Annotated in this window: 18 protein-coding genes; 9 read left to right on the top strand and 9 right to left on the bottom strand. The window is 72.5% G+C overall.

Annotation, left to right across the window (positions count from 1 at the left end; genetic code table 11):
• Positions 1–13: 13 nt before the first annotated feature.
• Positions 14–2,323, bottom strand: coding sequence for a helix-hairpin-helix domain-containing protein (locus OO54_RS20250; RefSeq protein ID WP_033204964.1), 2,310 nt, complete (start codon positions 2,321–2,323; stop codon positions 14–16).
• Positions 2,320–3,297, bottom strand: a complete 978-nt coding sequence (locus OO54_RS20255; protein ID WP_033204965.1) for an aldo/keto reductase — start codon at positions 3,295–3,297, stop codon at positions 2,320–2,322. The genes OO54_RS20250 and OO54_RS20255 overlap by 4 nt, the downstream gene beginning before the upstream one ends.
• A 129-nt stretch (positions 3,298–3,426) precedes the next feature.
• Between OO54_RS20255 and OO54_RS20260 the strand changes: the two genes are divergently transcribed.
• Together OO54_RS20260 and OO54_RS20265 are read left to right on the top strand one after the other, a co-directional pair.
• Entirely contained in the window at positions 3,427–4,476 is a 1,050-nt protein-coding gene (locus OO54_RS20260; RefSeq protein WP_033204966.1) for an LLM class F420-dependent oxidoreductase, read from the top strand.
• A gap of 244 nt (positions 4,477–4,720) precedes the next feature.
• A complete protein-coding gene (locus tag OO54_RS20265; protein ID WP_033204967.1) occupies positions 4,721–5,506 on the top strand; it encodes a hypothetical protein in 786 nt (261 codons plus the stop codon).
• 21 nt (positions 5,507–5,527) lie between these two features.
• Here the strand turns inward: OO54_RS20265 and corA are convergent, their stop codons facing one another.
• Positions 5,528–6,520 carry a magnesium/cobalt transporter CorA gene (corA, locus tag OO54_RS20270; RefSeq protein ID WP_033204968.1) on the bottom strand — a complete coding sequence of 331 codons (993 nt, stop codon included), beginning with the start codon at positions 6,518–6,520 and terminating at the stop codon, positions 5,528–5,530.
• Positions 6,521–6,752: 232 nt separating this feature from the next.
• Here corA and OO54_RS20275 point away from each other — a divergent pair, with 232 nt between their 5' ends.
• From OO54_RS20275 to OO54_RS20300, 6 genes are all read left to right on the top strand, one after another.
• A complete protein-coding gene (locus OO54_RS20275) occupies positions 6,753–7,442 on the top strand; it encodes a histidine phosphatase family protein (protein WP_033204969.1) in 690 nt (229 codons plus the stop codon).
• Positions 7,443–7,509: 67 nt separating this feature from the next.
• A complete protein-coding gene (locus OO54_RS20280) occupies positions 7,510–8,100 on the top strand; it encodes a DUF3090 domain-containing protein (protein WP_053194492.1) in 591 nt (196 codons plus the stop codon).
• Entirely contained in the window at positions 8,097–8,903 is an 807-nt protein-coding gene (locus tag OO54_RS20285; RefSeq protein ID WP_033204972.1) for an SCO1664 family protein, read from the top strand. The genes OO54_RS20280 and OO54_RS20285 overlap by 4 nt, the downstream gene beginning before the upstream one ends.
• 150 nt (positions 8,904–9,053) lie before the next feature.
• On the top strand, positions 9,054–10,283 hold the full coding sequence (gene mshC / locus OO54_RS20290) for a cysteine--1-D-myo-inosityl 2-amino-2-deoxy-alpha-D-glucopyranoside ligase (RefSeq protein ID WP_033204973.1): 1,230 nt from the start codon (positions 9,054–9,056) through the stop codon (positions 10,281–10,283).
• A gap of 114 nt (positions 10,284–10,397) precedes the next feature.
• Positions 10,398–13,454, top strand: a complete 3,057-nt coding sequence (locus OO54_RS20295) for an NPCBM/NEW2 domain-containing protein (RefSeq protein ID WP_033204975.1) — start codon at positions 10,398–10,400, stop codon at positions 13,452–13,454.
• Between the two features lie 102 nt (positions 13,455–13,556).
• Complete coding sequence (locus OO54_RS20300) at positions 13,557–14,531, top strand: NHL repeat-containing protein (protein WP_033204976.1); 975 nt, start codon at positions 13,557–13,559, stop codon at positions 14,529–14,531.
• A gap of 71 nt (positions 14,532–14,602) precedes the next feature.
• Here the strand turns inward: OO54_RS20300 and OO54_RS20305 are convergent, their stop codons facing one another.
• The 6 genes from OO54_RS20305 to OO54_RS20330 form a co-directional block, all read right to left on the bottom strand.
• Positions 14,603–15,742 (bottom strand): PAC2 family protein, encoded by a 1,140-nt coding sequence (locus tag OO54_RS20305; RefSeq protein ID WP_078905272.1) that lies wholly within the window; start codon positions 15,740–15,742, stop codon positions 14,603–14,605.
• A gap of 141 nt (positions 15,743–15,883) precedes the next feature.
• Positions 15,884–16,945 (bottom strand): LLM class flavin-dependent oxidoreductase, encoded by a 1,062-nt coding sequence (locus OO54_RS20310; RefSeq protein WP_033204977.1) that lies wholly within the window; start codon positions 16,943–16,945, stop codon positions 15,884–15,886.
• Between the two features lie 100 nt (positions 16,946–17,045).
• Positions 17,046–18,650 (bottom strand): glycerol-3-phosphate dehydrogenase/oxidase, encoded by a 1,605-nt coding sequence (locus OO54_RS20315; RefSeq protein WP_017241676.1) that lies wholly within the window; start codon positions 18,648–18,650, stop codon positions 17,046–17,048.
• Between the two features lie 6 nt (positions 18,651–18,656).
• Positions 18,657–20,183, bottom strand: a complete 1,527-nt coding sequence (gene glpK, locus OO54_RS20320) for a glycerol kinase GlpK (protein WP_033204979.1) — start codon at positions 20,181–20,183, stop codon at positions 18,657–18,659.
• Positions 20,184–20,218: 35 nt separating this feature from the next.
• The gene (locus OO54_RS20325; protein ID WP_033204980.1) at positions 20,219–20,977 is read right to left on the bottom strand and encodes an MIP/aquaporin family protein; all 759 of its coding nucleotides are present in this window, start codon (positions 20,975–20,977) and stop codon (positions 20,219–20,221) included.
• A 279-nt stretch (positions 20,978–21,256) separates the two neighbouring features.
• Complete coding sequence (locus tag OO54_RS20330) at positions 21,257–22,021, bottom strand: IclR family transcriptional regulator (protein WP_033204981.1); 765 nt, start codon at positions 22,019–22,021, stop codon at positions 21,257–21,259.
• A gap of 244 nt (positions 22,022–22,265) precedes the next feature.
• Between OO54_RS20330 and metH the strand changes: the two genes are divergently transcribed.
• The gene (metH, locus tag OO54_RS20335; protein ID WP_033204982.1) at positions 22,266–25,781 is read left to right on the top strand and encodes a methionine synthase; all 3,516 of its coding nucleotides are present in this window, start codon (positions 22,266–22,268) and stop codon (positions 25,779–25,781) included.
• The last annotated feature ends 72 nt before the right edge of the window (positions 25,782–25,853 follow it).

A 25,853-nucleotide genomic window follows, 5' to 3' on the forward strand; every position in this document is an offset into this window, starting at 1 on the left:
GCCGTTCCCGGTCCTACTCCTCGGGCGTGGCGAGCAGTCCCTCCAGGAGCGGCCGCAGCCGCGTCGTACGCTCCGGAGCCACCCCCTCGGCCACCGCGCGGGCCAGGGCCTGGTCCACGCCGTGCACGACCGACAGATGGCGCTCGGCCCGGCCGAAGGCCGTGTACACCCACGGCCGGCTCAGACCGCCGGCGGCGTCGCCGGGCAGGACGACGACGACCGCGGGCCAGCGCGTCCCGGCGGCCTGGTGCGCGGTGAGCGCCCAGCCGTGCCGCAGCGTCGCCTCCACCCGCTCCTTGGGTACGCGGACCTCCTCGTCACCGCACCGCAGGCGCAGCCCCTCGGCGTCGGCCGACAGCACGGTCCCGGTCACCGTCCGGCCCGGCACCGGCGCGTACGCCACCCGGTCACCGGGGTCGTAACCGCCGAACCGGCCGGGGCCGGGGCTGAGCCGCTGCTTGAGGGCGGCGTTGAGCGCGCGCGTGCCGGCGGAGCCGCCGTGCCCGACGGTGACCACCTGGGTCTGCTCGGCCGGCACCCCGATGGCCCGGGGCACCGAGTCGGCCACCAGCTGGACCGTACGGTGCACGGCCTCGCCGGCGTCCCGCACGGGGACGATCACGACCTCCTTGCCGGGGGCCTCGACCTGGTTCAGCTCCCCGACGCCGATGCCCGACACCAGCTCGCCGAGCGGCCCCGGGTCGGGGAGGCGGGAGGCGACGCGGGGGCAGACCCTGGCGGCGAGCGCGTCGGCGAAGACCCGGCCCGCGCCGGGCGCTCCCAGCACCTCCGGGTCGCCGCTCAGCACCAGGCGGCAGCCGTCCGGCAGGGACTCGACCAGCACCGCGGCGGTCTCCACGTCCAGCTGCGGCGCGTCGAGCACCACCAGCAGGTCCAGGGCGAAGGCGCCGTCCTCGTCACGGCCGGGACCGGCCGTCCCCGCGAGCAGGCCACCGACCGTCACCGCGGCGGCCCCCGCCGCGCCGAGCGCGTACCGGCCGGCGTCGCTGTGGACGGCGACCAGGACGCGGAGCCCCCGCGCGGCGGCGGCCTCGGCGAGCGCGACCGGCTCGGCCCTGGAGGCCTCGCCGCCCGTGTGCAGGACGAGACCGTGGGCGCCGGCGGCCCGTTCGAGTTCGGAGCCCTCCCAGGTGTCGGCCGTCGCGGTCTTGACCAGGCGGGCGAGACCGTCCGCGAGGCTCTCCTCCGCCAGGGCGTACCGGTCGAGCCCGAGCAGCACGGGCGAGGCCGGCTCCTCGGCGGCGGGCCGCGAAGGCTCCTCGGACGGATCCGCGTCCTCGTCGGACTCCGGCTCCTCGGTCTCCTCCTCCTGGAACACGAGGACGGCCCCCTCGGAGACGGCCGTCTCCACGGCCTGCTCCGGGTCGGGGACCGCGTGCCCGGCCAGTCCGGCGCGCACGGCCTCGATCTCCAGCGCCGTGTGCCCCTGGAGCGCGGCCCGCTCCAGCAGCCACACGGTCAGCGCCACCGTCCGGCGCGGGTCGTCGGGGCCGCAGGCGGCGCCGAGCAGCGCCCGCGCGAAGCCGTCGGCCTGCTCCGGCCGCACCCCGGACACCGCGAGCAGCTGCCACGGGTCCTCGCTCAGCGCCGCGGCCGCGTTCTCGCCGAGGGCGGCGGCGACCTGGCCGGCCAGGGCCTCCGGCGCGCCGCCCTTGGCCAGTACCTCCCGCACGGCCGCCGTGGTGCCGGCCGTCGGCGCGGCGGCCCGCTCGGGCGCCGGGGGCCGTACGACCGCGGCCGGGACGGTCTCGGGCGCGGGGCGCCGCGGGGCGGGCTCCGGGGCCTCGTAGAACGCGCTGCCCGAGGCCGCGCCGCCCTCCACGGCCCGCACCGCCGCGAGCAGGTCCGCCGCGGTGCCGCTCAGCTTGGCACCGCTCGACACGGTGCCGTCCTTGTCGGCCTTCCGGGCCTCGATCCTCGCCCGCAGCTCCCGCTGCGCGGCCAACTCGGCCTGCGCCTCGCTCAACTCCGGTGTGCCGCCGGCCCCGGACTCGGACGCGGCGACGTCCACCCCGGCCGACCCCGGCTCCTCCCCGGCCTCCGGCTCTTCACCGGCCTCCGGCTCCTCGGTGGCCTCCGACTCCTCGTCGGCGTCCGGCTCCTCACGGGCCCCAGGTTCCTCGTCGGCGGCCGGCTCCTCGGTCGCCCGGGGCTCCTCGGTCGCGTCCGGCTCCCCGGGTGCGGCGGGTGCCTCGGGAGCGCCCGGGACGTCGGTCCGGGTCTGGGCCTCGGGGGCTTCCTCCTGCGGGTCCTCGGTGGGCTGCGCGGCCTCGGGCGCGGTCTCCCCGGAAGGCTCGGTCACAAGGTGCTCCAGTCGTGATCCGGATAGCGGTGCACGGGCGCCGACACATCGTCCAGCGCCCGACAGATCTCGTCAGGAAGACTAAGGGTCTCCACCGACAACGCGGCCGTGAGCTGCCGTGCCGTGCGCGCGCCGACGATCGGGGCGGTCACCCCGGGCCGGTCGCGGACCCAGGCGAGGGCCACGTGGAGCGGCGTCGTCGCGAGCCCGTCGGCGGCCGTCGTGACCGCGTCGACGATCCGGCTCGCGGCGTCGTCCAGGTACGGCTCGACGAACGGCGCCATGGTCTCCGACGCGCCCCGGGAGTCCGTGGGCGTCCCGCCGCGGTACTTGCCGGTGAGGACCCCGCGCCCGAGCGGTGACGAGGGCAGCAGGCCTATGCCGAGGTCCAGGGCGGCCGGCAGCACCTCGCGCTCGACGCCCCGCTGGAGCAGCGAGTACTCCAGCTGCGCCCCGGCGAGGCGGGTCCGGTCGCCGGCGAGCTGCCAGGTGCCGGCCTTGGCCAGCTGCCAGCCGCAGAAGTTCGCCACGCCCGCGTACCGGGCGCGCCCGGTGCGTACGGCGATGTCGAGTGCCTGGAGGGACTCCTCGAGGGGCGTGTACGGGTCGAAGGCGTGCAGCTGCCACAGATCGACGTGGTCGGTGCCGAGCCGGTCGAGGGAGGCGTCGAGCGCGGCGAGCAGGTGCCCGCGCGAGCCGTCGGTGCGCCGGTCGGGGTCCGGCACGCTGCCGGCCTTCGTGGACAGGACGAGGTCCTGCCGCGGGACCAGCCGGTCCATCAGACGGCCGAGCAGGTACTCCGCCTCGCCCCCGCCGTACACGTCGGCGGTGTCCACGAGCGTGCCGCCGGCGTCCCAGAACGCCTTCAGCTGCTCGGCGGCGTCGTGCTCGTCGGTGTCCCGGCCCCAGGTGAGGGTGCCGAGTCCGATGCGCGACACACGCAGGCCGGTACGTCCGAGATGCCTCTGCTCCATGGGCGCGAGATTACTGGCCAGGGCACCACGCGGAGAGAGCCTGTGGACAACCGTGCCCTGACGGATGCCGCGGCCGCGCGCTAGAGTCCCGCCCACAGAGACGTTACCGATGGGTAAGGGGTGCGTGGAATGCGGCTCGGCATCAACCTCGGCTACTGGGGCGCCGGCATGGACGGCGACAACCTCGCCGTCGCCCAGGAGGCGGACCGCCTCGGCTACGACGTCTGCTGGGCGGCGGAGGCGTACGGCTCCGACGCCCCCACCGTCCTCGCGTGGGTCGCGGCGAAGACCGAGCGGATCGACGTGGGCTCCGCGATCATGCAGATCCCGGCCCGGCAGCCCGCCATGACGGCGATGACCGCCGCCACCCTCGACTCGCTCACCGGCGGCCGCTTCCGCCTCGGCCTCGGCGTCTCCGGACCGCAGGTCTCCGAGGGCTGGTACGGCGTGAAGTTCGACAAGCCGCTCGCCCGGACGCGCGAGTACGTCGAGATCGTCCGCAAGGCCATGACCCGCGAGCGCCTCAGCTACGACGGCGAGCACTGGACCCTGCCGCTCCCGGGCGGTCCGGGCAAGCCGATCAAGCTCACGGTCCACCCGCAGCGCGAGCACATCCCGCTGTACATCGCCGCCATCGGCCCGAAGAACCTGGAGCAGACCGGCGAGATCGCCGACGGCGCCCTGCTGATCTTCCCCTCCGCCGACCACCTGGAGGAGACCGCGCTCCGTCACCTGCGGGCGGGCCGGGAGAAGGCCGGCCTGACCATGGACGGCTTCGACGTCTGCCCCACCCTGCCGCTCGCCCTGGGCGAGGACGTGAACGCCCTCGCCGACGTGTTCCGCCCGTACACCGCGCTGTACGTCGGCGGCATGGGCAGCCGCAAGCAGAACTTCTACAACCAGCTCGCGCGGCGGATGGGGTACGAGAAGGAGGCCGCCGAGATCCAGGACAAGTACCTGGCCGGCGACAAGGCGGGGGCCGCTGCCGCCGTGCCGCACTCCCTGATCGACCAGACCACCCTGCTCGGCTCCGTGGAGCGGATCGCGGAGCGGATGACGGCCTACGCCGAGGCCGGCGTCACCACCCTCACCCTCGCCCCGGCCGGCTTCACCCTCGACGAGCGGCTCGCGGCCCTGCGGGCGGGCGTCGAGGCGATGGACCGCGCCGGCCTGGCGTAACCCCGAGGACCGGACGAGGGCCTCGTCCGAGAGGAGTTTTCTGCGGCCGTGGTGGGGGCTCGGGGGTCTTCCCCGCCACGGCCGTCATGCAGCACAACGCCTCCGCGGGGCCCGCGGTTACGCCTCCGAGTCTCACTCTTTCGGCCGAGTCGCCGTGCCCTGCTGTTGCCCGACGCGCCGGACCGGACTTGACTCGTTCTCCCGGACGTACCGCAGTACGGGCGTCCGCACGGAGGTGGCGGCGATGCTCACGGCCAAGGGCCTGTTCCAGGAAATCATCGACAACGACGAGTCCTTCCGGCTCTTCTGTTCCATCGCCGCGAGCGGCGAGGCCCAGGGCGGCTGGGAGAACGCCCGGATCGCGGCCCTCGTCGCGCCCGGCATGCGGGACCTCACACCCAAGATCACCCGGCACGGCGCCGACGAGGACAAGCACGGCCGGATCTTCAACGCGCTGATGAAGAAGCGCGGCCTCGACCCCGTCCCGGTCCCGGCGGACACCGACTACACGATGCTGCTCGAGGAGCGGGGGGTCGGCCTCGCGCACGAGAAGCTCCGCGCCGACCGGCCGCTGACCGAGGAGGACGTCATCGTCTACCTCGCCCACAGCCGGGTCACCGAGCAGCGCGCCGCCGACCAGATGGACATGCTCGTCACGTACTTCGGGGACCACCCCGAACTGGGCAAGGCCATCCACATGATCGACAACGACGAGGCGAACCACCTCGCCTACTGCCACGAGGAACTGCTCCGGCTCGCCCGCCAGGGCCACGGCCGGCTCATCCAGCGGACCCTGCGCGAGTCCGCCCTCGTCGAGATCCAAGTCTACCGCGACGTCAGCCTCGCGGTGATGCGCCACATGGGCCGCATCCTGAGATGGCCGAAGCCCAAGGCGGCCGCCCTCTCCGCCGGGATCCGCGCCGTGTACGCGTACGAGCGGGCCGCCGGCTGGCACAGGATGGTCGACCTGCGGATGCCCGAGCGGCTGAACGCCCTCGGCGGCCCCGTGAGCCCCGCGCCCGCCTTCTGAGCAGGCCCGAGGCGGGAGGTCTCACATCCAGCCGCGCCGCTTGAACATCCGGTACAGCGTGATGACGATGCCGGTCATCACGACGATCACCGCCGGGTACGACCACGTCCACCGCAGCTCCGGCATGTGGTCGAAGTTCATGCCGTAGATCCCGGCGACCATCGTCGGGACGGCGGCCATGGCGGCCCACGCCGAGATCTTCCGCATGTCGTCGTTCTGGCGCACCCCCATCTGCGCGAGATGGGCCGACAACACGTCGGACAGCAGCCGGTCGAGCCCCTCCACCTGCTCGTTGGAGCGCAGCAGGTGGTCGTTGACGTCGCGGAAGAAGGGCTGCGCCTCCTCGTTCACGAACGGCACCGAGCCGGCCGTCAGCCGGGCCATCGGCCCGGCCAGCGGACCGCTGGCCCGGCGGAACTCCAGCACCTGGCGCTTGGCCGTGTAGATCCGTCCGGCGGTGTTCGCCGGATTGCCGCCGGACGGCGCGAAGACGTCCGCCTCCAGCTCCTCCAGGTCCACCTGGAGTTCGGCCGTCACGTCGAGGTAGTGGTCCACGATCGCGTCGCTCACCGCGTACAGCACCGCCGTCGGCCCGTGCTTCAGGACCTCCGGGTCGGCCTCCAGGCGCTTGCGCACCGCCATCAGGGGCGCGCCGTCGCCGTGCCGGACGGTCACCACGAACGAGTCGCCCATGAAGATCATGAGCTCGCCCGAGGAGACCCGGTCGCTCTTCGCCTCGTACACGACCGGCTTGAGCACCACGAACAGCGAGTCGTCGTAGACCTCCAACTTGGGTCGCTGGTGGGCCTTCAGCGCGTCCTCGACGGCCAGCGGATGCAGCGCGAACTCGGAGGCGACATGGTCGAACTCCGCCGCCGTGGGCTCGTGCAACCCGACCCACAGGAAGGCGTCCCCGGTCGCCCGGGCCTCCTCCAGCGCGTCGGAGAGGTCGGCGGGTCCGTCCGTGCGGCGCCCGTCGCGGTAGATGGCAGAGTCCACGATCACGCGGCGCATTCTCCCCCGAACGCCTCCGCCGCGCACGCGTGCGATCGCGGGCGACGACCTCCGGCGCCACGCGCGCGCACGGCGCCGGCGCACCTCCGCACGCGCGTCCGGCGCCGGCTCCTCCGGCCCCGGCCACGCACGCGTGTGAGGCTCGGCTCACCCTCCGGGCCGCACCGTGCGGCCGCGGCGGCCTGGGGCCTCTCCGGCGGATCAGGGCCGGGCAGGCCCTAGGCTGGCCCGCATGGCCACGTTGATCCTCGTCCGGCACGGACGCTCCACCGCCAACACCTCCGGGGTACTCGCCGGGCGCACGCCCGGGATCGCGCTCGACGAGCGCGGGGCCGCGCAGGCCGCGGCCCTGCCGGGGCGCCTGGCGGGCGTTCCGCTCGCCGCCGCCGTCTGCAGTCCCCTCCAGCGCTGCCGGGAGACGCTGCGCCCGCTCCTGGACGCCCGCCCGGAGCTCCCTCTGCACGTCGAGGACCGGATCAACGAGTGCGACTACGGCGACTGGTCGGGCCGCAAGCTGGCGGAGCTCAACGACGAGCCCCTGATGGACGTCGTGCAGGCGCACGCCTCCGCCGCCGCCTTCCCGGGCGGCGAGTCGATGCGGGCCATGCAGAACCGCGCCGTCGAGGCCGTGCACGACTGGAACGCCCGCGTCGAGGCCGAGCACGGCGAGGACGCCACGTACCTCATGTGCTCCCACGGGGACATCGTGAAGTCGATCGTCGCCGACGCCCTCGGCCTCCACCTCGACCTCTTCCAGCGCGTCCACGTCGACCCCTGCTCGGTCACCGTCATCCGCTACACACGCCTGCGGCCCTTCCTCCTCCGCCTCGGCGACACCGGCGACTTCGCCGCCCTCGCGCCCCGCGACCACCCCGACAGCAGCGGGACGGCGGAGGTCGGTGGTGGTGCGGGCGCACCGTGATCCCCTTGCGCAGTAGGGTGGACGCGCCGCTGTAGTACGACCGTCGAGACGCAAGGGAGTCGGGAACGTGTCCCGTCAGGTGTTCCTCTACGACCCACCGGAGCGTTTCGTGGCCGGCACGGTCGGGCTGCCTGGCCGCCGCACCTTCTTCCTCCAGGCGTCCGCGGCCGGCCGGGTCACCAGCGTCGCCCTGGAGAAGACACAGGTCGCCGCACTCGCCGAGCGCATCGACGAACTCCTCGACGAGGTCGTGCGCCGCACCGGGGGCAACGCCCCCGTCCCCGCGGTCGCCCCGGCCGAGATCTCCGACACCGCGCCGCTCGACGCGCCCGTCGAGGAGGAGTTCCGGGTCGGCACCATGGCGCTCGCCTGGGACGGCGAGGAGCAGCGCATGATCGTCGAGGCACAGGCCCTCGTGGAGCTCGACGTGGACTCCGAGGAGGACCTCGCCGAGGCCGAGGAGCGGCTGCTGCAGGACGAGGAGAACGGCCCGCCGATGCTGCGGGTCCGCCTCAGCGGGGCCCAGGCCCGGGCCTTCGCGAAGCGGGCCCTCGACGTCGTCAACGCCGGCCGTCCGCCGTGCCCGCTGTGCAGTCTGCCGCTCGACCCCGAGGGGCACGTCTGCCCGCGCCAGAACGGATACCGCCGCGGCGCATGAGCAGCAGCCCTTCGATCCCGCAGGACGCCGAGCTGCTGGCCCGCGGTGAGCTGACCGTGCGCGGCCGGGTCCGCGAGGCCTCCAACGCCGTGCTGTACTGCTCCGTCGCGTACGGGGGCCGTGAGGCGGCCTGCGTCTACAAGCCGGTCGCGGGGGAGCAGCCGCTGTGGGACTTCCCCGACGGCACCCTGGCGCAGCGCGAGGTCGCCGCGTACGAGCTCTCCGAGGCCACCGGCTGGGGGCTGATCCCGCCGACGGTGTTGCGCGACGGGCCGTACGGGGAGGGCATGGTCCAGCTGTGGGTCGAGGCGGACCCCGGGGCGCGGCTGCTGGCCCTCACCGAGGACGACGAGGCCGGCGAGGGCTGGAAGGCCGTCGGGCCCGCCCAGGTCGACGAGGACCGCACGGCCCTGCTGGTGCACGCGGACACGCCCGAGCTGCGGCGGCTGGCCGTCCTGGACGCCGTCATCAACAACGGCGACCGGAAGGGCGGGCACCTGCTGCCGGCGCCGGACGGCCGGCTGTACGGCATCGACCACGGGGTCACCTTCCACGTCGACGACAAGCTGCGGACGCTGCTGTGGGGCTGGGCGGGCGAGGAGCTGCCCGCCGAGGCGGCCGGGGTGCTCGACCGGCTCGCCGGTTCCCTGGCCCCGGGAGCGCCGCTCGCCGCCCGTCTGGCGGAACTGCTGACCGGCGCCGAGGTGGCGGCGGTACGCGCCCGCGTGGAGGCCCTGCGCACGACCGGGCGGCACCCGGAGCCCTCGGGCCGGTGGCCGGCGATCCCCTGGCCCCCGGTCTGATCCGGGCCGAAAGGTTTCGGCCAAGGCGCCGAGGCGGGTATGCACCCCTGGGGGGTATGCACGCACGCCTCCGACCCGCAAGAGCGCCTAATCGGTCAAGATCCCCGATCCGGTTCGTATCCGGAACACCTGTCCGGTTACGCTCGGGTCATGCATGCCTGGCCCGCTTCTGAGGTCCCCGCCCTTCCCGGCAAGGGCCGCGACCTCCGGATCCACGACACCGCGACCGGCGGACGAGTCACCCTCGCCCCCGGCCCCGTCGCCCGTATCTACGTCTGCGGCATCACGCCGTACGACGCGACCCACATGGGTCACGCGGCGACCTACAACGCGTTCGACCTCGTTCAGCGCGTGTGGCTCGACACCAAGCGGCAGGTGCACTACGTCCAGAACGTGACGGACGTGGACGATCCGCTCCTCGAGCGCGCGATCCGCGACGGCATCGACTGGGTCGGCCTCGCCGAGCGCGAGACCGCCCTGTTCCGCGAGGACATGACCGCCCTGCGGATGCTGCCCCCGCAGCACTACATCGGCGCCGTCGAGGCCATACCGGGCATCGTCCCGCTCGTCGAGCGGCTCCGGGACTCGGGCGCGGCCTACGAGCTGGACGGCGACGTCTACTTCTCCGTCGACGCCGACCCGCACTTCGGCAAGGTCTCGAACTACGACACCGAGCTGATGCGCCACCTCTCCGCCGAGCGCGGCGGGGACCCGGAGCGCCCCGGCAAGAAGAACCCGCTCGACCCGATGCTCTGGATGGCCGCCCGCGAGGGCGAGCCGAGCTGGGACGGCGGCAGCCTGGGCCCCGGCCGACCCGGCTGGCACATCGAGTGCGTCGCCATCGCCCTCGACCACCTCGGCATGGGCTTCGACGTGCAGGGCGGCGGTTCGGACCTGATCTTCCCGCACCACGAGATGGGCGCCTCCCACGCCCAGACCCTCACCGGCGAGTACCCGATGGCCAAGGCGTACGTCCACGCCGGCATGGTCGCGCTCGACGGCGAGAAGATGTCCAAGTCCCGGGGCAACCTGGTCTTCGTCTCGAAGCTGCGCAAGGACGGCGTCGACCCGGCCGCCATCCGGCTCGCGCTCCTCTCCCACCGCTACCGCGACGACTGGGAGTGGACCGACCAGGTGCTCCAGGACGCCGTGGAGCGCCTCGGCCGCTGGCGCGCCGCCGTGTCCCGCCCCGACGGCACGCCCGCCGACGCGCTGGTCGAGGAGCTCCGCGAGGCGCTCTCCGACGACCTGGACACCCCCACCGCGCTCGCCGCGGTGGACCGCTGGGCCGCGCTCCAGACGGCCGACGGCGGCGACGACGAATCCGCCCCCGGACTCGTCTCCCGCGCCGTCGACGCGCTCCTGGGTGTCGCCCTGTAGCGGGCGATCCGTACAACTCCCGTTCGAGGCGCCGCTCTTGGACTTCTTCAGGAAGTCCGGGGGCGGTTCCTTTTTGTCCTGTCGCGATGCTCGAATCTGCGCTAAATAGGCACCATGCAATCATCAATGCGCATGAGAGCTGCAGTCGTCGGTGCACTCCTCGGGTTCGTCGCCACCCTCACGGGACCCGGTGCCACCGCCACGGCCGAGCCGTCCGACATCACCGTCGGCGACGTCACGGGCTTCGCCGCCGACGGCCCCGTCTACCGGCTGACCGCCGGCCAGGCCGAGGCCCGCGTCTCCTTCGTCACCGCCGACACCTTCCGCATCGAACTCGCCCCCGACGGCAGGTTCACCGACCCCACCGGCACCGACATCACCCTGCCCCAGGGAGCACCGCCCGCCACCCACTGGCGCGACCTCGGCGACCGGTACGAACTCGGCACCGCCGACGTGACCCTGCGGGCCTACAAGGCTCCGCTCCGCTTCGCGGCCGTACGCGCCGACGGCACCCCCCTGTGGAGCGAGACCCAGGGGCTGACCTGGAACCAGGACCGCACCGTCCAGACCCTCGCCCGAGGCGCCACCGAGCAGTTCTACGGCGCCGGGATGCAGAACGGCCGCGGCAACACCTCCCACCGCGGCAAGACCGTCGAGGTCGGCGTCGACTACAACTGGAACGACGGCGGCCACCCCAACTCCGTCCCCTTCTACCTCTCCTCCGCCGGCTACGGCGTCTACCGCAACACCTACGCCCCCAACACGTACGCCTTCACCGAGCCCGTCACCACCACCGCGAAGGAACGGCGCTTCGACGCCTACTACTTCACCGGCACCGGCCGCGACGCCGCCAAGGACGTCATCGGCCAGTACACCCGGCTCACCGGCAAGCCCTTCATGCCGCCCGTGTACGGCCTGGAGATCGGCGACGCCGACTGCTACCTCCACAACGCCAACCGCGGCGAGCGCCACACCCTCGACGCCCTGAAGGTCGCCGACGGCTACGTCGAGCACGACATGCCCAACGGCTGGATGCTCGTCAACGACGGCTACGGCTGCGGCTACGAGAACCTCGCCGAGGCCTCCGCCGGACTCGGTGAGCGGGGCATGAAGCTGGGCCTGTGGACCGAGGACGGCATCGACCGGCTCGGCGACCAGGTCAAGGCCGGCCAGCGGGTCGCCAAGCTCGACGTCGCCTGGGTCGGCGAGGGTTACAAGTTCGCCCTCGACGGCTGCAAGGACGCCCACGCCGGCATCGAGGCCAACAGCGACGCCCGGGGCTTCACCTGGGCCCCCGAGAGCTGGTCGGGCGCCCAGCGCTGCGGCGTCCAGTGGTCCGGTGACCAGGCCGGCAGCTGGGAGTACATCCGCTGGCAGATACCCACCTACGCGGGCGCGTCCATGTCCGGCCTCGCCTACACCACCGGTGACGTCGACGGCATCTTCGGCGGCAGCGCCAAGACGTACACCCGCGACCTCCAGTGGAAGACCTTCCTGCCCGTCACGATGACCATGGACGGCTGGGCCGCCAACGACAAGCAGCCCTTCCGCTACGGCGAGCCGTACACCACGATCAACCGCGCCTCCCTCAAGCTGCACGAGGCCCTGCTCCCGTACATCTACAGCCACGCCCACCGGGCCACGAAGACCGGCGTCGGCCTGGCCCGGCCGCTCGCCCTGGAGTACCCGGACGACCCGAAGGCCGCGAGCGACGCCGCGAAGTACGAGTTCCTCAGCGGCGAGGACTTCCTGGTCGCGCCCGTCTACCAGGACGCCGTCGAACGCGACGGCATCTACCTGCCCGAGGGCACCTGGATCGACTACTGGAGCGGCCGCGTCCACCAGGGCCCGGTGACCCTCGACGACTACAGCGCACCGCTCGACACCCTGCCCCTCTTCGTACGGGCCGGGGCGGCCGTGCCGATGTGGCCCGGCGACATCCGCTCGTACACCGACCGCGCCCCCGGCGACCCGCTCGCCTGGGACGTCTACCCCAAGGGCGTCTCGTCCTTCGAGCTGTACGAGGACGACGGCGTCACCCGCGAGCACCGCTCCGGCAGGTACGCCACCCAGCGCGCCGAGGTCCGCGCCCCGAACGCGGGCCCCGGCGACGTCTCCGTCAGCGTCGGCCCCAGCACCGGCACGTACACCGGCAAGCCGGCCGCCCGGCCGTACGCCTTCACCGTCCACACCGGCGACGCCCCCGGCAGCGTCCGGCTCGACGGGCGCAGGCTGACCGGCCTCACCTCCCGCGCCGCCTTCGAGGCCGCCGCCGAGGGCTGGTGGTACGACCGCGACGAGCGCGGGGGAGTGGTCCGGGTCAAGACCGCGGCCCTGCCCACCGACCGCGGCTTCCAGCTGCGGCTGACCGACACCAGCGCGGTCGGCGGCGCCGTACCGGGTGCCTCCGCGGTCCTGGCCGCACCCACCGGCCAGGAGCTCGGGGCCGGCGCGACCGGCACCGTCGCCGTGGACGTCACGGCCGGCAGCAGGGACGCCACCGACGTACGGGTCTCCCTCGACGTCCCGGCCGGCTGGCAGGTCACCCCGGCCGCGCCGCTCGCCCGCGTCCCGGCCGGGACCACCCGCCGGGTCCAGGTCGGCGTCATCCCCGCCGCGGACGCGAAGCCCGGCGAGGTCACCCTCACGGCCACCGCCAGGCACCGCGCCGCGGGCACCGACAGCACCGCCTCCCAGCGGCTCGCGGTCGGCGTGATGCCCCCGCCGCCCACCGGCGACGCCTGGGCGAGCGACCTCGTCTGGCTGCGCTCCACGAACGGCTGGGGGCCGCCGGAACGCGACCGCTCCAACGGCGAGTCCGGTGCGGCCGACGGCCGGACCCTCACCCTCGCGGGCAAGGCCTACGCCAAGGGGATCGGCGCCCACGCCGACTCCGACATCGAGGTCTACCTGGGCGGCCGCTGCACCGCCCTGACGGCCGACGTCGGCATCGACGACGAGATCGACGGCTACGGGGACGTGGCCTTCTCCGTCGAGGCCGACGGCCGGGTCCTGTGGACCTCGCCCCGGCTGACCGGCGCCTCCGCGACCCTGCCCGTGAACGTCGACGTGACCGGGGCGCGACACCTCCGGCTGCGGATCACGGACACCAACGGATCCAAGAGCGGAGACCACGGGGACTGGGCGGCAGCCCGTCTGAGCTGTGGCTGATCTAGGCCTCGCATCCGCGAGAATCAGCCAAGTCCCCTGAGGCGAAAGCGTGTTGTGATGGGCTGCGAGTGCCAATAGACCGTTTGTACGAAAGGGCACTCAGTGCAGCATCCCCTCGCACGCAGAGGATTCCTGGGAGCCGCCGTCGCCCTCGGCGCGGCGGCTCTCACCGGCCCCCTCGCCGCGGGCACGGCGCAGGCGGCCGCACTCGGCGGACGGTGGCCGACCGAGCTACCGCTCCCGCAGGGCTTCCAGCCGGAGGGCATCGCCATCGGCCACAGCCCGTACGCCTACTTCGGCTCGCTCGGCAACGGCGCCGTCCACCGCGCCTCGCTGGCGACCGGCGAAGGCCGGATCGTCCACCAGGGCCTCGGCGACGGGCACAGCACCGTCGGGCTCAAGATCGACCGGGCCGAGCGGCGGCTCTTCCTCTCCGGCGGCTGGAGCCGGGAGATCCGTGTGGTCGACGCCCGCTCCGGCGCGCTCCTCCGAAACTTCACCGGCCTCGGCGCCGACACCACCATGGTCAACGACGTCGTCCTCACCCCGGGCGCCGCCTGGTTCACCGACTCCTTCCAGCCCCAGCTGTACCGGCTGGACGTCGACCGCACGGGCGAACCCGGCGACGCGGTGACGACCGTCCCGCTCGGCGGCGACTGGGCGCAGGGTGGCGACTTCACCGCCAACGGCATCGAGCGCACCCCCGACGGCCGGGCCCTGCTCGTGGTCAACGTCTTCAAGGACGGCGGCACGCTCCTGCGCGTCGACCCGCGCACGGGCACCGCCCGCACGGTCGACCTCGGCGGTCTGAAGATCCCGCACGGCGACGGTCTGCTGCTCCTCGGCCGCGACCTGTACGTCGTCCAGCAGGCGATCAACCAGATCGACGTGGTCCGGCTCGACGCGACCGGATCGCGCGGCACCGCCATCGCCCGGATCACCGACCCGGAGCGGTTCCGCGTCCCGACCACCGCGGCGGCCTGGGGCGACCGGGTCTACCTGCCCAACGCCCGGTTCGGCCTGGACCCCGACCCGACCACCGCCGCGTACGACGTGGTGTCCGTGCCGCGGGTCTGATCCCCGGCCCGGCGCGCCCGAAGCCGGAAAGCCGTACGGGAGGGGCGGCCGCGCCACCCCTCCCGTACGGCTCACTCCTCGGCGTCGCCGCCCGCGTTCCCGGCGGGCGGCCCGGGCTCGGTGCCCGGGTCCCCGTCCGACGGCCCGGGCTCGCCGCCCGGCCCCTCAGCCGCTTCGGCGCCCCGCTCCTCGGCAGGTCCGCCGGCCGCCTCCGCGTCCGGTGCGGGCCCGGGATCCGGCTGCTCCGCGCCCGGGACCGCCTCCGGCCCCGGCTGCTCGGGCTTCGGCGGCCGGGTCCGGCCGCTGCCGGACTCCCGCAGGAACGGGGAGTCCCCGCCGTCCGTCGCCAGGCCGGGGCCCGGCCCGGTGCCGGGCTCGCGGCGCCGCAGGTACCGCTCGAACTCGCGGGCGATCGCCTCGCCCGAGGCCTCCGGCAGCTCCGCCGTGTCCCGTGCCTCCTCCAGGGTCTGCACGTACTCGGCGACCTCGCTGTCCTCGGCGGCCAGCTGGTCCACGCCCACCTGCCAGGCCCGCGCGTCCTCGGGCAGCTCGCCCAGCGGGATGCGCAGACCGATCAGGTCCTCGAGACGGTTGAGGAGCGCCAGGGTCGCCTTCGGGTTCGGCGGCTGCGACACGTAGTGCGGCACCGCGGCCCACAGGCTCACCGCCGGCACGCCGGCGTGCGTGCACGCCTCCTGGAGGATGCCGACGATGCCCGTCGGGCCCTCGTACCGGGTCTCCTCCAGGTCCATCGTGCGCGCCAGGTCCGGGTCGGAGGTCACGCCGCTGACCGGGACCGGCCGGGTGTGCGGGGTGTCACCGAGCAGGGCGCCCAGGATCACCACCATCTCCACGCCCAGCTCGTGCGCGAAGGCGAGGATCTCGTTGCAGAAGGAGCGCCAGCGCATCGACGGCTCGATCCCGCGGACCAGCACCAGGTCACGGGGTTTCTCGCCGCCGACCCGGACCACGGAGAGCCGGGTCGTCGGCCAGGTGATCTTCCGGACGCCGTTGTCCAGGAAGACCGTGGGCCGGTTCACCTGGAAGTCGTAGTAGTCCTCGGCGTCGAGCGCCGCGAAGACCTCGCCCTTCCATTCCCGGTCCAGATGGGCGACCGCGGTGGAGGCGGCGTCGCCGGCGTCGTTCCAGCCTTCGAACGCGGCCACCATGACCGGGTCGATCAGCTCGGGTACCCCCTCGAGCTCGATCACCCAGCGCCTCCTTTTCGAAGTTCCTGTCGTACGGACCAACCTTACGGCTTTCCGGTGGCCCGTCCGCAGCCCCCGGACATCCCCGAAAACCCGTGCGGCCTTGATCGACTACCCAGGAACTCCCCTCCGCACACGGCGGTCTCACTCCTCCCAGAGCGAGCTGGGCGCCTCCCTCCGCACGACGGGCGCGATCTCCTCCGCGAAGCGCTGGAGCGTCTCCGTCTGCTCGGCCGTCGACTGGCCGAACGTGTCGACGGTCACGGACTGCAGGTCGTGCCCGTAGTGCTCGTGGTAACCGAGGATCTTGTCGATGATCTGCTGCGGCGATCCGATCAGCTGGGGGCCGTCGGCGATCGCGTCCTCGATCGTGCGGAACGGCGTGTTGTACCCGGCCCTGCCCTCCAGGTGCGGCCTGAAGCTCTGTCTGATCTTCGCCTCGTACAGGTCCTTGTAGCGGGCGACCGCCCGCTCGGCGGTGTCGGCGATGAGCAGGCCCCCGGAACCGGCCGCCACGCGCGCGTGGGCCGGGTCGTGGCCGTGCTCCTCGAACTTCTCGCGGTAGTGGGCGATGAGCCTCGCGTACGCCTCGCGCGGCTGGATCGCGTTTGCGGTGAAGAGCGGGTCGCCGTGCTTCGCGGCGAGCTCGGGGGAGTTGAGGCTGGTGGCCGAGCCGTGCCAGATCCGGGGCGGGCCGGCGTACGGGCGGGGCACCGTGGTGACGTTCTTCAGCGGGGGCCGGAACTCGCCCTCCCAGTCGACTCCCTCCTCCGTCCAGAGACGGCGGAGGAGCTCGTACTTCTCCTTCTGGAGGTCCCACTGCCGCTCCTCGTCCAGGCCGAAGAGGTCGAAGTGCCCGGCTTCCGCGCCCTTGCCGACGACGAGCTCGAGGCGGCCCCGGGACAGCTGGTCGAGCGTGGCGTAGTCCTCGGCGACCCGGACGGGGTCCAGGATCGCGACCACGGTGACGCCGGTGAGCAGCCTGATCCGGTCGGTGCGCGCGGCGAGCGCGGCGAGCAGGACGGTCGGGGCCGAGGAGAGGAACGGGCCCGCGTGCCGCTCCCCGACCGCGTACGCGTCGAAGCCGAGGCGCTCGGCGGTCTCGCCGAGCGAGACGACCTGCTCCAACCGGTCGGCGGCGCTGAGCAGTTCACCGGTCAGGGGGTGCGGGGAGTGGTGGACGATCGAGAGCACCTGAAACTTCATGACCCCACTCTGCGCGCCGAGTGTTGCGGCCGTGTGGACGGCTTGTGGCATGCCGCAGGGGCGGCTCCTCGAAGAGGAACCGCCCCTGGGGACAAGCGGGTTACTTGCGGAGCATCGACTCGACGCCGGCGCGGACCTCGTCCGTGGCCAGGCCCCGGATCGTCAGCGTGGTGCGGCGGCGCAGCACGTCGTCCGCCGTCTCGGCCCACTCGTGGTCGCGGGCGTAGGCGACCTGCGCCCAGATCTCCGGCGCGTCCGGGTGGATGCGGCGGGCCAGCTCGGGGTTCTCGTTCGCCATCCGGGCGATCTCGAACGAGAGCGAGCCGTAGTGCGTCGCCAGGTGCTTGGCGGTGTCGGCGGCCATCCGGGGGCCGGGCGCCGGACCGTCGACGAGCAGCCGGTGCGCGACCGCGTTCGGGTTGGCTATGCCGGGCAGCGGCAGCCGCTTCGGCAGCGCCGAGACCGGCTCGTAGTCCTCGCCGAGCGGGTGGCCGGGGAGCTGCTCCAGCTTCTTCATGACCGTACGGCCGATGTGCCGGAAGGTCGTCCACTTGCCGCCGGCCACCGACAGCATGCCGCCGCGGCCCTCGGTGACGACCGTCTCGCGCTTGGCCTTGGAGGTGTCGCCGGGGCCGCCGGGGAGCACCCGAAGGCCGGCGAAGGCGTAGGTGATGAGGTCACGCGACAGCTGCTGGTCGCGGATGGAGAAGGCGGCCTCGTCCAGGATCTGGGCGGTGTCCTTCTCGGTGACCTCGACCTGGCCGGGGTCGCCCTCGTACTCCTCGTCGGTGGTGCCGAGGAGCAGCATGTCCTCCCAGGGGAGGGCGAAGGTGATGCGGTACTTGTCGATCGGGGTGGCGAGCGCGGCCTTCCAGGGCGAGGTCCGCTTGAGGACCAGGTGCGCGCCCTTGGAGAGGCGGATGGAGGGGGCCGCGTTCGGGTCCTCCATCTTGCGCAGGTGGTCGACCCAGGGGCCGGTCGCGTTGAGCACCAGGCGGGCGGTGACGCCGAACTCGTCCCCGCTGGTGCGGTCCTTGAGCTCGGCACCGGTGACCCGGCCGCGGGTGAACCGCAGGCCGGTGACCTCGGCGTGGTTGAGGACGGTGGCGCCGGCGTCGACCGCCGCGCGGACCGTCATCAGGGCCATGCGGGCGTCGTTCATCTGGTCGTCGCCGTAGACGGCCACGGCCTTCAGGTTGTCCGTCCGCAGCTCGGGCACGTCTTGCGCGGCCTTGGCGGGGGAGAGCAGGTGCCCGACGCCGTCGCCGAAGGCCGACAGGGCGGAGTAGGCGAAGACGCCGGCGCCGAGCTTGGCCGCGCCGTGCGGGCCGCCCTTGTAGACGGGCAGGTAGAAGGTGAGGGGGTTGGCGAGGTGCGGTGCCACCTGGCGGGAGACCGCACGCCGCTCGAAGTGGTTCTCCGCGACCAGCTTCACCGCGCCGGTCTGCAGGTAGCGCAGACCGCCGTGGAGGAGCTTCGAGGAGGCGGAGGAGGTGGCGCCGGCGAAGTCGCCGGCGTCCACCAGGGCCACCCGCAGGCCCGACTGCGCGGCGTGCCAGGCGGTGGAGATGCCCAGGATGCCGCCGCCGATCACCAGGAGGTCGTACGTCGCCTTGGAAAGCTGTTCCCGGGTCTCGGCGCGGCTCGGCAGGGAGCCGGACGCCGGGTGCGTCCCGAGGGCAGGGACGCTCTGCAGGGTGGTCATGTCGTATTACTCCTCGTCCTCGATCCAGCCCATGGTCCGCTCGACGGCCTTGAGCCAGCTCTTGTACTCGCTGTCACGCTTGTCGGCGTCCATGCGAGGGGTCCATTCCGCGGCGCGGCGCCAGTTGGCGCGCAGCGCGTCGGTGTCCGGCCAGAAGCCGACGGCCAGGCCGGCGGCGTAGGCGGCGCCGAGGCAGGTGGTCTCGGCGACCATCGGACGCACGACGGGCGCGTCCAGGAAGTCCGAGAGGGTCTGCATCAGCAGGTTGTTGGAGGTCATGCCGCCGTCGACCTTCAGCGCGGTCAGCTCGACGCCGGAGTCCTTCGTCATGGCGTCGGTGATCTCGCGGGTCTGCCAGGCGGTGGCCTCCAGGACGGCGCGGGCGATGTGCGCCTTGGTCACGTACCGGGTGAGGCCGGCGATCACACCGCGTGCGTCGGAGCGCCAGTACGGGGCGAACAGGCCGGAGAAGGCCGGCACGAAGTAGGCGCCGCCGTTGTCCTCGACCGAGGACGCGAGGGTCTCGATCTCGGCGGCGGACTTGATGAGGCCCATCTGGTCGCGCATCCACTGCACCAGCGAACCGGTGACGGCGATCGAGCCCTCCAGGGCGTAGACCGGCTTCGCGTCGCCGATCTGGTAGCCGACCGTGGTCAGCAGGCCGCTGTAGGAGTTGATGATCTTGTCGCCGGTGTTCATCAGCATGAACGTTCCGGTGCCGTACGTGGACTTGGCCTCGCCCTCGGCGAAACAGGTCTGGCCGAACAGGGCGGCCTGCTGGTCGCCGAGCGCGGAGGCGACCGGGACGCCGTCGAGGACGCCGCCCTTGACGTTGCCGTACACCTCGGCGGAGGAGCGGATCTCGGGGAGGACGTTGAGGGGGACCCCCATCGACTCGGCGATCTTCTCGTCCCACGCCAGCGTGTGCAGGTTCATCAGCATGGTGCGCGAGGCGTTGGTGACGTCGGTGACGTGCACGCCGCCGTCGGTGCCGCCCGTGAGGTTCCAGATGACCCACGAGTCCATGGTGCCGAAGAGGATGTCGCCGGCCTCGGCGCGCTCCCGCAGGCCTTCGACGTTGTCGAGCATCCAGCGGATCTTCGGGCCGGCGAAGTAGCTCGCCAGGGGCAGGCCGGTCTCGCGGCGGAAGCGGTCCTGGCCGACGTTGCGGCCGAGCTCCTTGCAGAGCGCGTCGGTGCGGGTGTCCTGCCAGACGAGGGCGTTGTGGACGGGCTCGCCGGTGTTCTTGTCCCAGAGCAGCGTGGTCTCGCGCTGGTTGGTGATGCCGATGGCCTTGACGTCGGAGGCGGCGATGCCGCCCTTCGTCAGGGCGCCGGCGACGACCTCCTGGACGTTGGTCCAGATCTCGGCGGCGTCGTGCTCCACCCAGCCCGGCTTCGGGAAGATCTGCTCGTGCTCCTTCTGGTCGACCGAGACGATCCGGCCGTCCTTGTCGAAGACGATGCAGCGCGAGGAGGTGGTGCCCTGATCGATGGCCGCGATGAACGGGCCGGAGGTGTGTGCGTCGGTCACGGTGTGCTCCAAGGGAGGTCTGGAAGAAGGACGGCTCAGGCGAACGCGATGTTGTAGATACCCGCGGCGATGGCGCCACCGATCAGCGGACCCGCGACCGGGATCCAGGCGTAGCTCCAGTCGGAGGTGCCCTTGTGCGGCAGCGGGAGCAGGGCGTGCACGATGCGCGGGCCGAGGTCACGGGCCGGGTTGATCGCGTAGCCGGTCGGGCCGCCGAGCGAGAGGCCGATGGAGACCACGACGAACGCGGTGATCAGGGCGCCTATGACGCCGAGGCCCTTGCCGCTGTCGTTGAGGCCCTGGGTGAGCACGGCCAGGACGAGCACGACGGTGCCGATGATCTCGGTGGCCAGGTTCTGCCAGGTGTTCCGGATCTCGGGTCCGGTGGAGAAGACGCCGAGCACCGGGCCGGGGCCCTCGATCGGCTTCTGGCCCGAGGCCTCGGGGTCGGCGAGGTGCGCCTGGAACTGGCCGTAGTAGGCCACCCAGACCAGCACCGCGCCGATCATCGCGCCCAGCATCTGGCCGGCGATGTAGACGGGCACGTCGCCCCACTCGCCGTCCTTGATCGCGATTCCGACCGTGACGGCGGGGTTCAGATGGGCACCCGAGAGGGAAGCGGTCATGTAGACGGCCGTCATGACGGCGAAGCCCCACCCGAAGGTGATCGCGAGCCAGCCCGCGTTGCGGGCCTTGGAGCCCTTGAGCGTCACGGCGGCGCACACACCGCCGCCGAGCAGAATGAGTACGGCGGTACCGATGGTCTCGCCGAGGAAGATGTCGGAGCTGGACACCCGCGACTCCTTTGTCCTTCGTCCAGGGGAAGGCGAACCCCGGGTCCCTCCGGTGGTCCGCGCCCTCGTGTTGAGGGCGTTACCGGCCCTTGGCGCTGCCACACTCTAGCGCCTATTGCCGTTAGGTGTTCGGCAATGCCGACCGATGAACGGAAGTTTTGCCCCCGGGTTAACAGCGCGTCAAGGGTCCCGGACGTGAAAAACCCGCCGATAACGCGATCGTTACCGACGGGTTCGGTCGTGCTCGTACGCCGTCCGGAGGCGTGCCTCCCCGGCGTGTCAGAAGCGGCCGGCGCCCAGGTCCCGGGACACCGCGCGGGCGCAGTCCCGCACCGCCGCCACCAGCTCCGGGCGCAGCTCGCCGTCCGGGCGGAGCCGCTCCACGGCGCCCGTCACGGCCACCGCGCCCACCGGCATCCGTCGGCGGTCGTGGATCGGTGCCGCCACCGACGCCACGCCCTCCCAGGTCTCCTCCGCGTCCGCCGCCCAGCCGCGGGCCCGCACCAGGTCGAGCAGCGCCTCGAACTCGTCGTGCTCCGTGGTCGTCCGGGGCGTGAACGCCTCCCGCTCGATCTCCAGGACCTCGCTGTGCGCCACCGGGTCGTACGCCGAGAGGACCTTGCCGAGCGCCGTGGAGTGCAGCGGCTGCATGGCCCCCACCTCCAGGACCTGGCGGCTGTCGTCCGGCCGGAAGACGTGGTGCACGATCAGCACGCCGCGCTGGTGCAGCACGCCCAGGTGCACGCTCTCGCCGCTGGACCGCGCCAGGTCGTCCGTCCAGACCAGGGCGCGTGCCCGCAGCTCGTGGACGTCCAGATAGCTGTTGCCGAGCCGCAGCAGCTCCGCGCCCAGCTGGTAGCGGCCGGAGGTCGCCTCCTGCTCCACGAAGCCCTCCGCCTGGAGGGTGCGCAGGATGCCGTGCGCCGTGCCCTTGGCGAGCCCCAGCGAGGACGCGATGTCGGACAGTCCGAGCCGGCGTTCGCCGCCCGCGAGCAGTCGCAGCATGGCTGCCGCCCGTTCAAGCGACTGGATGTTCTTCGCCATCGCCCGGCCCCTTATCCCTCTCACGTTGTTCGACAATGCTGAACACTATCGGTCGATGCCGACCTTGCGTTACACCTGACAGTGTCGGTCAAGAACGGGTCGGACCGGGAGTCCCCGCACACAGGATGCCGTCCGCCTCGTGGGACGCCGTGTCCACCCCGGGCCGAGCGCGGTTACGCTGGCCACGTGCACCCTCCCCCGAGGGCGCAAAGCCGACAGCCGTCGCATCCCAGGGAGCTCATCCATGGCCTCGTTGCCGACCCCTTCCGCTGACAGCCGGACCCGCATCGCCGCCCTTCGCGAGGCGCTCGCGACCCGGGTCGTCGTCGCCGACGGAGCCATGGGCACCATGCTCCAGGCCCAGGACCCCACCCTCGAGGACTTCCAGAACCTCGAAGGCTGCAACGAGATCCTGAACGTCACCCGCCCCGACATCGTCCGTTCGGTCCACGAGGCGTACTTCGACGCCGGCGTCGACTGCGTCGAGACGAACACGTTCGGCTCCAACCACTCCGCGGCGGGCGAGTACGAGATCGCGGACCGCATCTTCGAGCTCTCCGAGGCGGGCGCCCGCATCGCCCGCGAGGCCGCCGACGCGTTCGGCACCCGGGACGGCCGGCAGCGCTGGGTCCTGGGCTCCATCGGACCCGGCACCAAGCTCCCGTCGCTCGGCCACACCACGTACGACGTGCTCAGGGACGGCTACCAGCAGAACGCCGAAGGCCTGCTGGCCGGCGGCTCGGACGCCCTGATCGTGGAGACCACGCAGGACCTGCTGCAGACCAAGGCGAGCCTGATCGGCGCCCGCCGTGCGATGACCGCGCTCGGCGTGGACGTGCCCCTGATCTGTTCGCTCGCCTTCGAGACCACCGGCGTCATGCTGCTCGGCTCCGAGATCGGCGCGGCCCTGACCGCCCTGGAGCCGCTCGGCATCGACATGATCGGCCTGAACTGCTCGACGGGCCCGGCCGAGATGAACGAGCACCTGCGCTACCTCGCCCGCAACTCGCGCACGCCGCTGATGTGCATGCCGAACGCCGGCCTGCCCATCCTGACGAAGGACGGCGCCTACTTCCCGCTGACGCCGCCGGAGATGGCCGACGCGCAGGAGAACTTCGTCCGCGACTACGGCCTCTCGCTGGTCGGCGGCTGCTGCGGCTCCACGCCCGAGCACCTGCGCCAGGTCGTCGAGCGGGTCCAGGGCCTCACGCCCCCCGAGCGCGCCCCGCAGCCCGAGCCCGGCGCCGCCTCGCTCTACCAGACCGTGCCGTTCCGCCAGGACACCTCGTACATGGCGATCGGCGAGCGCACCAACGCCAACGGCTCCAAGAAGTTCCGCGAGGCCATGCTCGAAGCCCGCTGGGACGACTGCGTCGAGATGGCCCGCGACCAGATCCGCGAGGGCGCGCACATGCTCGACCTCTGCGTCGACTACGTCGGCCGCGACGGCGTCGCCGACATGCAGGAACTGGCCGGCCGCTTCGCGACCGCCTCCACCCTGCCGATCGTCCTCGACTCCACCGAGGTCGAGGTCCTGCGCGCCGGCCTGGAGAAGCTCGGCGGCCGCGCGGTCATCAACTCCGTCAACTACGAGGACGGCGACGGCCCCGACTCCCGCTTCGCCAAGGTGACCCGCCTGGCCCAGGAGCACGGTGCCGCGCTGATCGCCCTGACCATCGACGAGGAGGGCCAGGCCCGTACCGCCGAGCACAAGGTCGCGATCGCCGAGCGGCTCATCGACGACCTGGCCGGCAACTGGGGCATCCGCGAGTCGGACATCCTCATCGACACCCTGACCTTCACCATCTGCACCGGTCAGGAGGAGTCCCGCAAGGACGGCATCGCCACCATCGAGGCGATCCGCGAACTCAAGCGCCGCCGCCCGGACGTCCAGACGACCCTGGGTCTCTCCAACATCTCCTTCGGCCTCAACCCGGCCGCCCGCATCCTCCTGAACTCGGTCTTCCTCGACGAGTGCGTCAAGGCCGGACTCGACTCGGCGATCGTCCACGCGTCGAAGATCCTGCCGATCGCCCGCTTCGACGACGAGCAGGTCACCACCGCCCTCGACCTCATCTACGACCGCCGCTCCGAGGGCTACGACCCGCTGCAGAAGCTGATGGCCCTCTTCGAGGGCGTCAACACCAAGTCGCTGAAGGCCGGCAAGACCGAGGAGCTGCTCGCCCTGCCCCTCGACGAGCGCCTCAAGCGCCGGATCGTCGACGGCGAGAAGAACGGCCTGGAGGCCGACCTCGACGAGGCCCTGACGACCCGGCCCGCCCTGGACATCGTCAACGAGACCCTCCTCGACGGCATGAAGACGGTCGGCGAGCTCTTCGGCTCCGGCCAGATGCAGCTGCCGTTCGTCCTCCAGTCCGCCGAGGTCATGAAGACCGCGGTCGCCCACCTGGAACCGCACATGGAGAAGTCGGACGCGGAGGGCAAGGGCACGATCGTCCTCGCCACGGTCCGCGGCGACGTCCACGACATCGGCAAGAACCTCGTCGACATCATCCTCTCCAACAACGGCTACAACGTCGTCAACATCGGCATCAAGCAGCCGGTCTCCGCGATCCTCGAAGCCGCCGAGGAGCACTCCGCCGACGTCATCGGCATGTCCGGCCTCCTCGTGAAGTCCACCGTGATCATGAAGGAGAACCTGGAGGAGCTGAACCAGCGCGAGCTGGCCGCCAAGTACCCGGTGATCCTCGGCGGCGCCGCCCTGACCAGGGCCTACGTCGAACAGGACCTCCACGAGATCTACCAGGGCGAGGTCCGCTACGCCCGCGACGCCTTCGAGGGCCTGCGCCTCATGGACGCCCTCATCTCCGTCAAGCGCGGCGTCCCCGGCGCCACGCTCCCCGAGCTGAAGCAGCGCCGGGTCGCCAAGCAGGCCACCACCGCCGCGCTCCAGGTCGACGAGCCGGAGCCCGGCGGCCGCTCCGACGTGGCCACCGACAACCCGGTGCCGGTCCCGCCGTTCTGGGGCACCCGGGTCGTCAAGGGCATCCCGCTGAAGGACTACGCCTCCTGGCTCGACGAGGGCGCCCTCTTCAAGGGCCAGTGGGGCCTCAAGCAGAACCGCGCCGGCGACGGACCGGCGTACGAGGAGCTCGTGGAGACCGAGGGCCGGCCGCGGCTGCGGGGCTGGCTGGAGCGCCTCCACACCGAGAACCTCCTGGAGGCGGCCGTCGTCCACGGCTACTTCCCGTGCGTCTCCAAGGGCGACGACCTGATCATCCTGGACGAGGCGGGCAACGAGCGGACCCGCTTCACCTTCCCCCGCCAGCGCCGCGGCCGCCGCCTCTGCCTCGCGGACTTCTTCCGCCCGGAGGAGTCCGGCGAGACCGACGTCGTCGGCCTCCAGGTCGTCACCGTCGGCTCGAGGATCGGCGAGGCCACGGCCAAGCTGTTCGAGTCCGACTCCTACCGCGACTACCTGGAGCTGCACGGCCTCTCCGTCCAGCTGGCCGAGGCCCTCGCCGAGTACTGGCACGCCCGCGTCCGCGCCGAGCTCGGCTTCGCGGGCGAGGACCCGGCGGACGTCCAGTCCATGTTCGACCTCAAGTACCGAGGCGCGCGCTTCTCCCTCGGCTACGGCGCCTGCCCGGACCTGGAGGACCGCGCGAAGATCGCGGACCTGCTGCGTCCGGAGCGGATCGGCGTCCACCTGTCGGAGGAGTTCCAGCTCCACCCCGAGCAGTCCACCGACGCCATCGTGATCCACCACCCGGAGGCGAAGTACTTCAACGCACGGTGACCGTCCCCGCGGGCGCGGACGCAAATCCACGCACCCGCGTTGATCGGGACGTACACTTGTCGGTCCAGTGCA

It is taken from the genome of Streptomyces wedmorensis, from assembly GCF_000716445.1.
Classification (GTDB): Bacteria; Actinomycetota; Actinomycetes; order Streptomycetales; family Streptomycetaceae; genus Streptomyces; species Streptomyces wedmorensis.

Excerpts from the sequence above, each read along its gene's own strand:
- OO54_RS20285 (WP_033204972.1), top strand. The coding sequence starts at position 8,097 with ATGAGCAGCAGCCCTTCGATCCCGCAGGACGCCGAGCTGCTGGCCCGC.
- OO54_RS20265 (WP_033204967.1), top strand. The coding sequence starts at position 4,721 with ATGCTCACGGCCAAGGGCCTGTTCCAGGAAATCATCGACAACGACGAG.
- metH (WP_033204982.1), top strand. The coding sequence starts at position 22,266 with ATGGCCTCGTTGCCGACCCCTTCCGCTGACAGCCGGACCCGCATCGCC.
- mshC (WP_033204973.1), top strand. The coding sequence starts at position 9,054 with ATGCATGCCTGGCCCGCTTCTGAGGTCCCCGCCCTTCCCGGCAAGGGC.
- OO54_RS20260 (WP_033204966.1), top strand. The coding sequence starts at position 3,427 with ATGCGGCTCGGCATCAACCTCGGCTACTGGGGCGCCGGCATGGACGGC.
- corA (WP_033204968.1), bottom strand. The coding sequence starts at position 6,520 with ATGCGCCGCGTGATCGTGGACTCTGCCATCTACCGCGACGGGCGCCGC.
- OO54_RS20310 (WP_033204977.1), bottom strand. The coding sequence starts at position 16,945 with ATGAAGTTTCAGGTGCTCTCGATCGTCCACCACTCCCCGCACCCCCTG.
- OO54_RS20330 (WP_033204981.1), bottom strand. The coding sequence starts at position 22,021 with ATGGCGAAGAACATCCAGTCGCTTGAACGGGCGGCAGCCATGCTGCGA.
- OO54_RS20275 (WP_033204969.1), top strand. The coding sequence starts at position 6,753 with ATGGCCACGTTGATCCTCGTCCGGCACGGACGCTCCACCGCCAACACC.
- OO54_RS20315 (WP_017241676.1), bottom strand. The coding sequence starts at position 18,650 with ATGACCACCCTGCAGAGCGTCCCTGCCCTCGGGACGCACCCGGCGTCC.
- OO54_RS20255 (WP_033204965.1), bottom strand. The coding sequence starts at position 3,297 with ATGGAGCAGAGGCATCTCGGACGTACCGGCCTGCGTGTGTCGCGCATC.
- OO54_RS20295 (WP_033204975.1), top strand. The coding sequence starts at position 10,398 with ATGCAATCATCAATGCGCATGAGAGCTGCAGTCGTCGGTGCACTCCTC.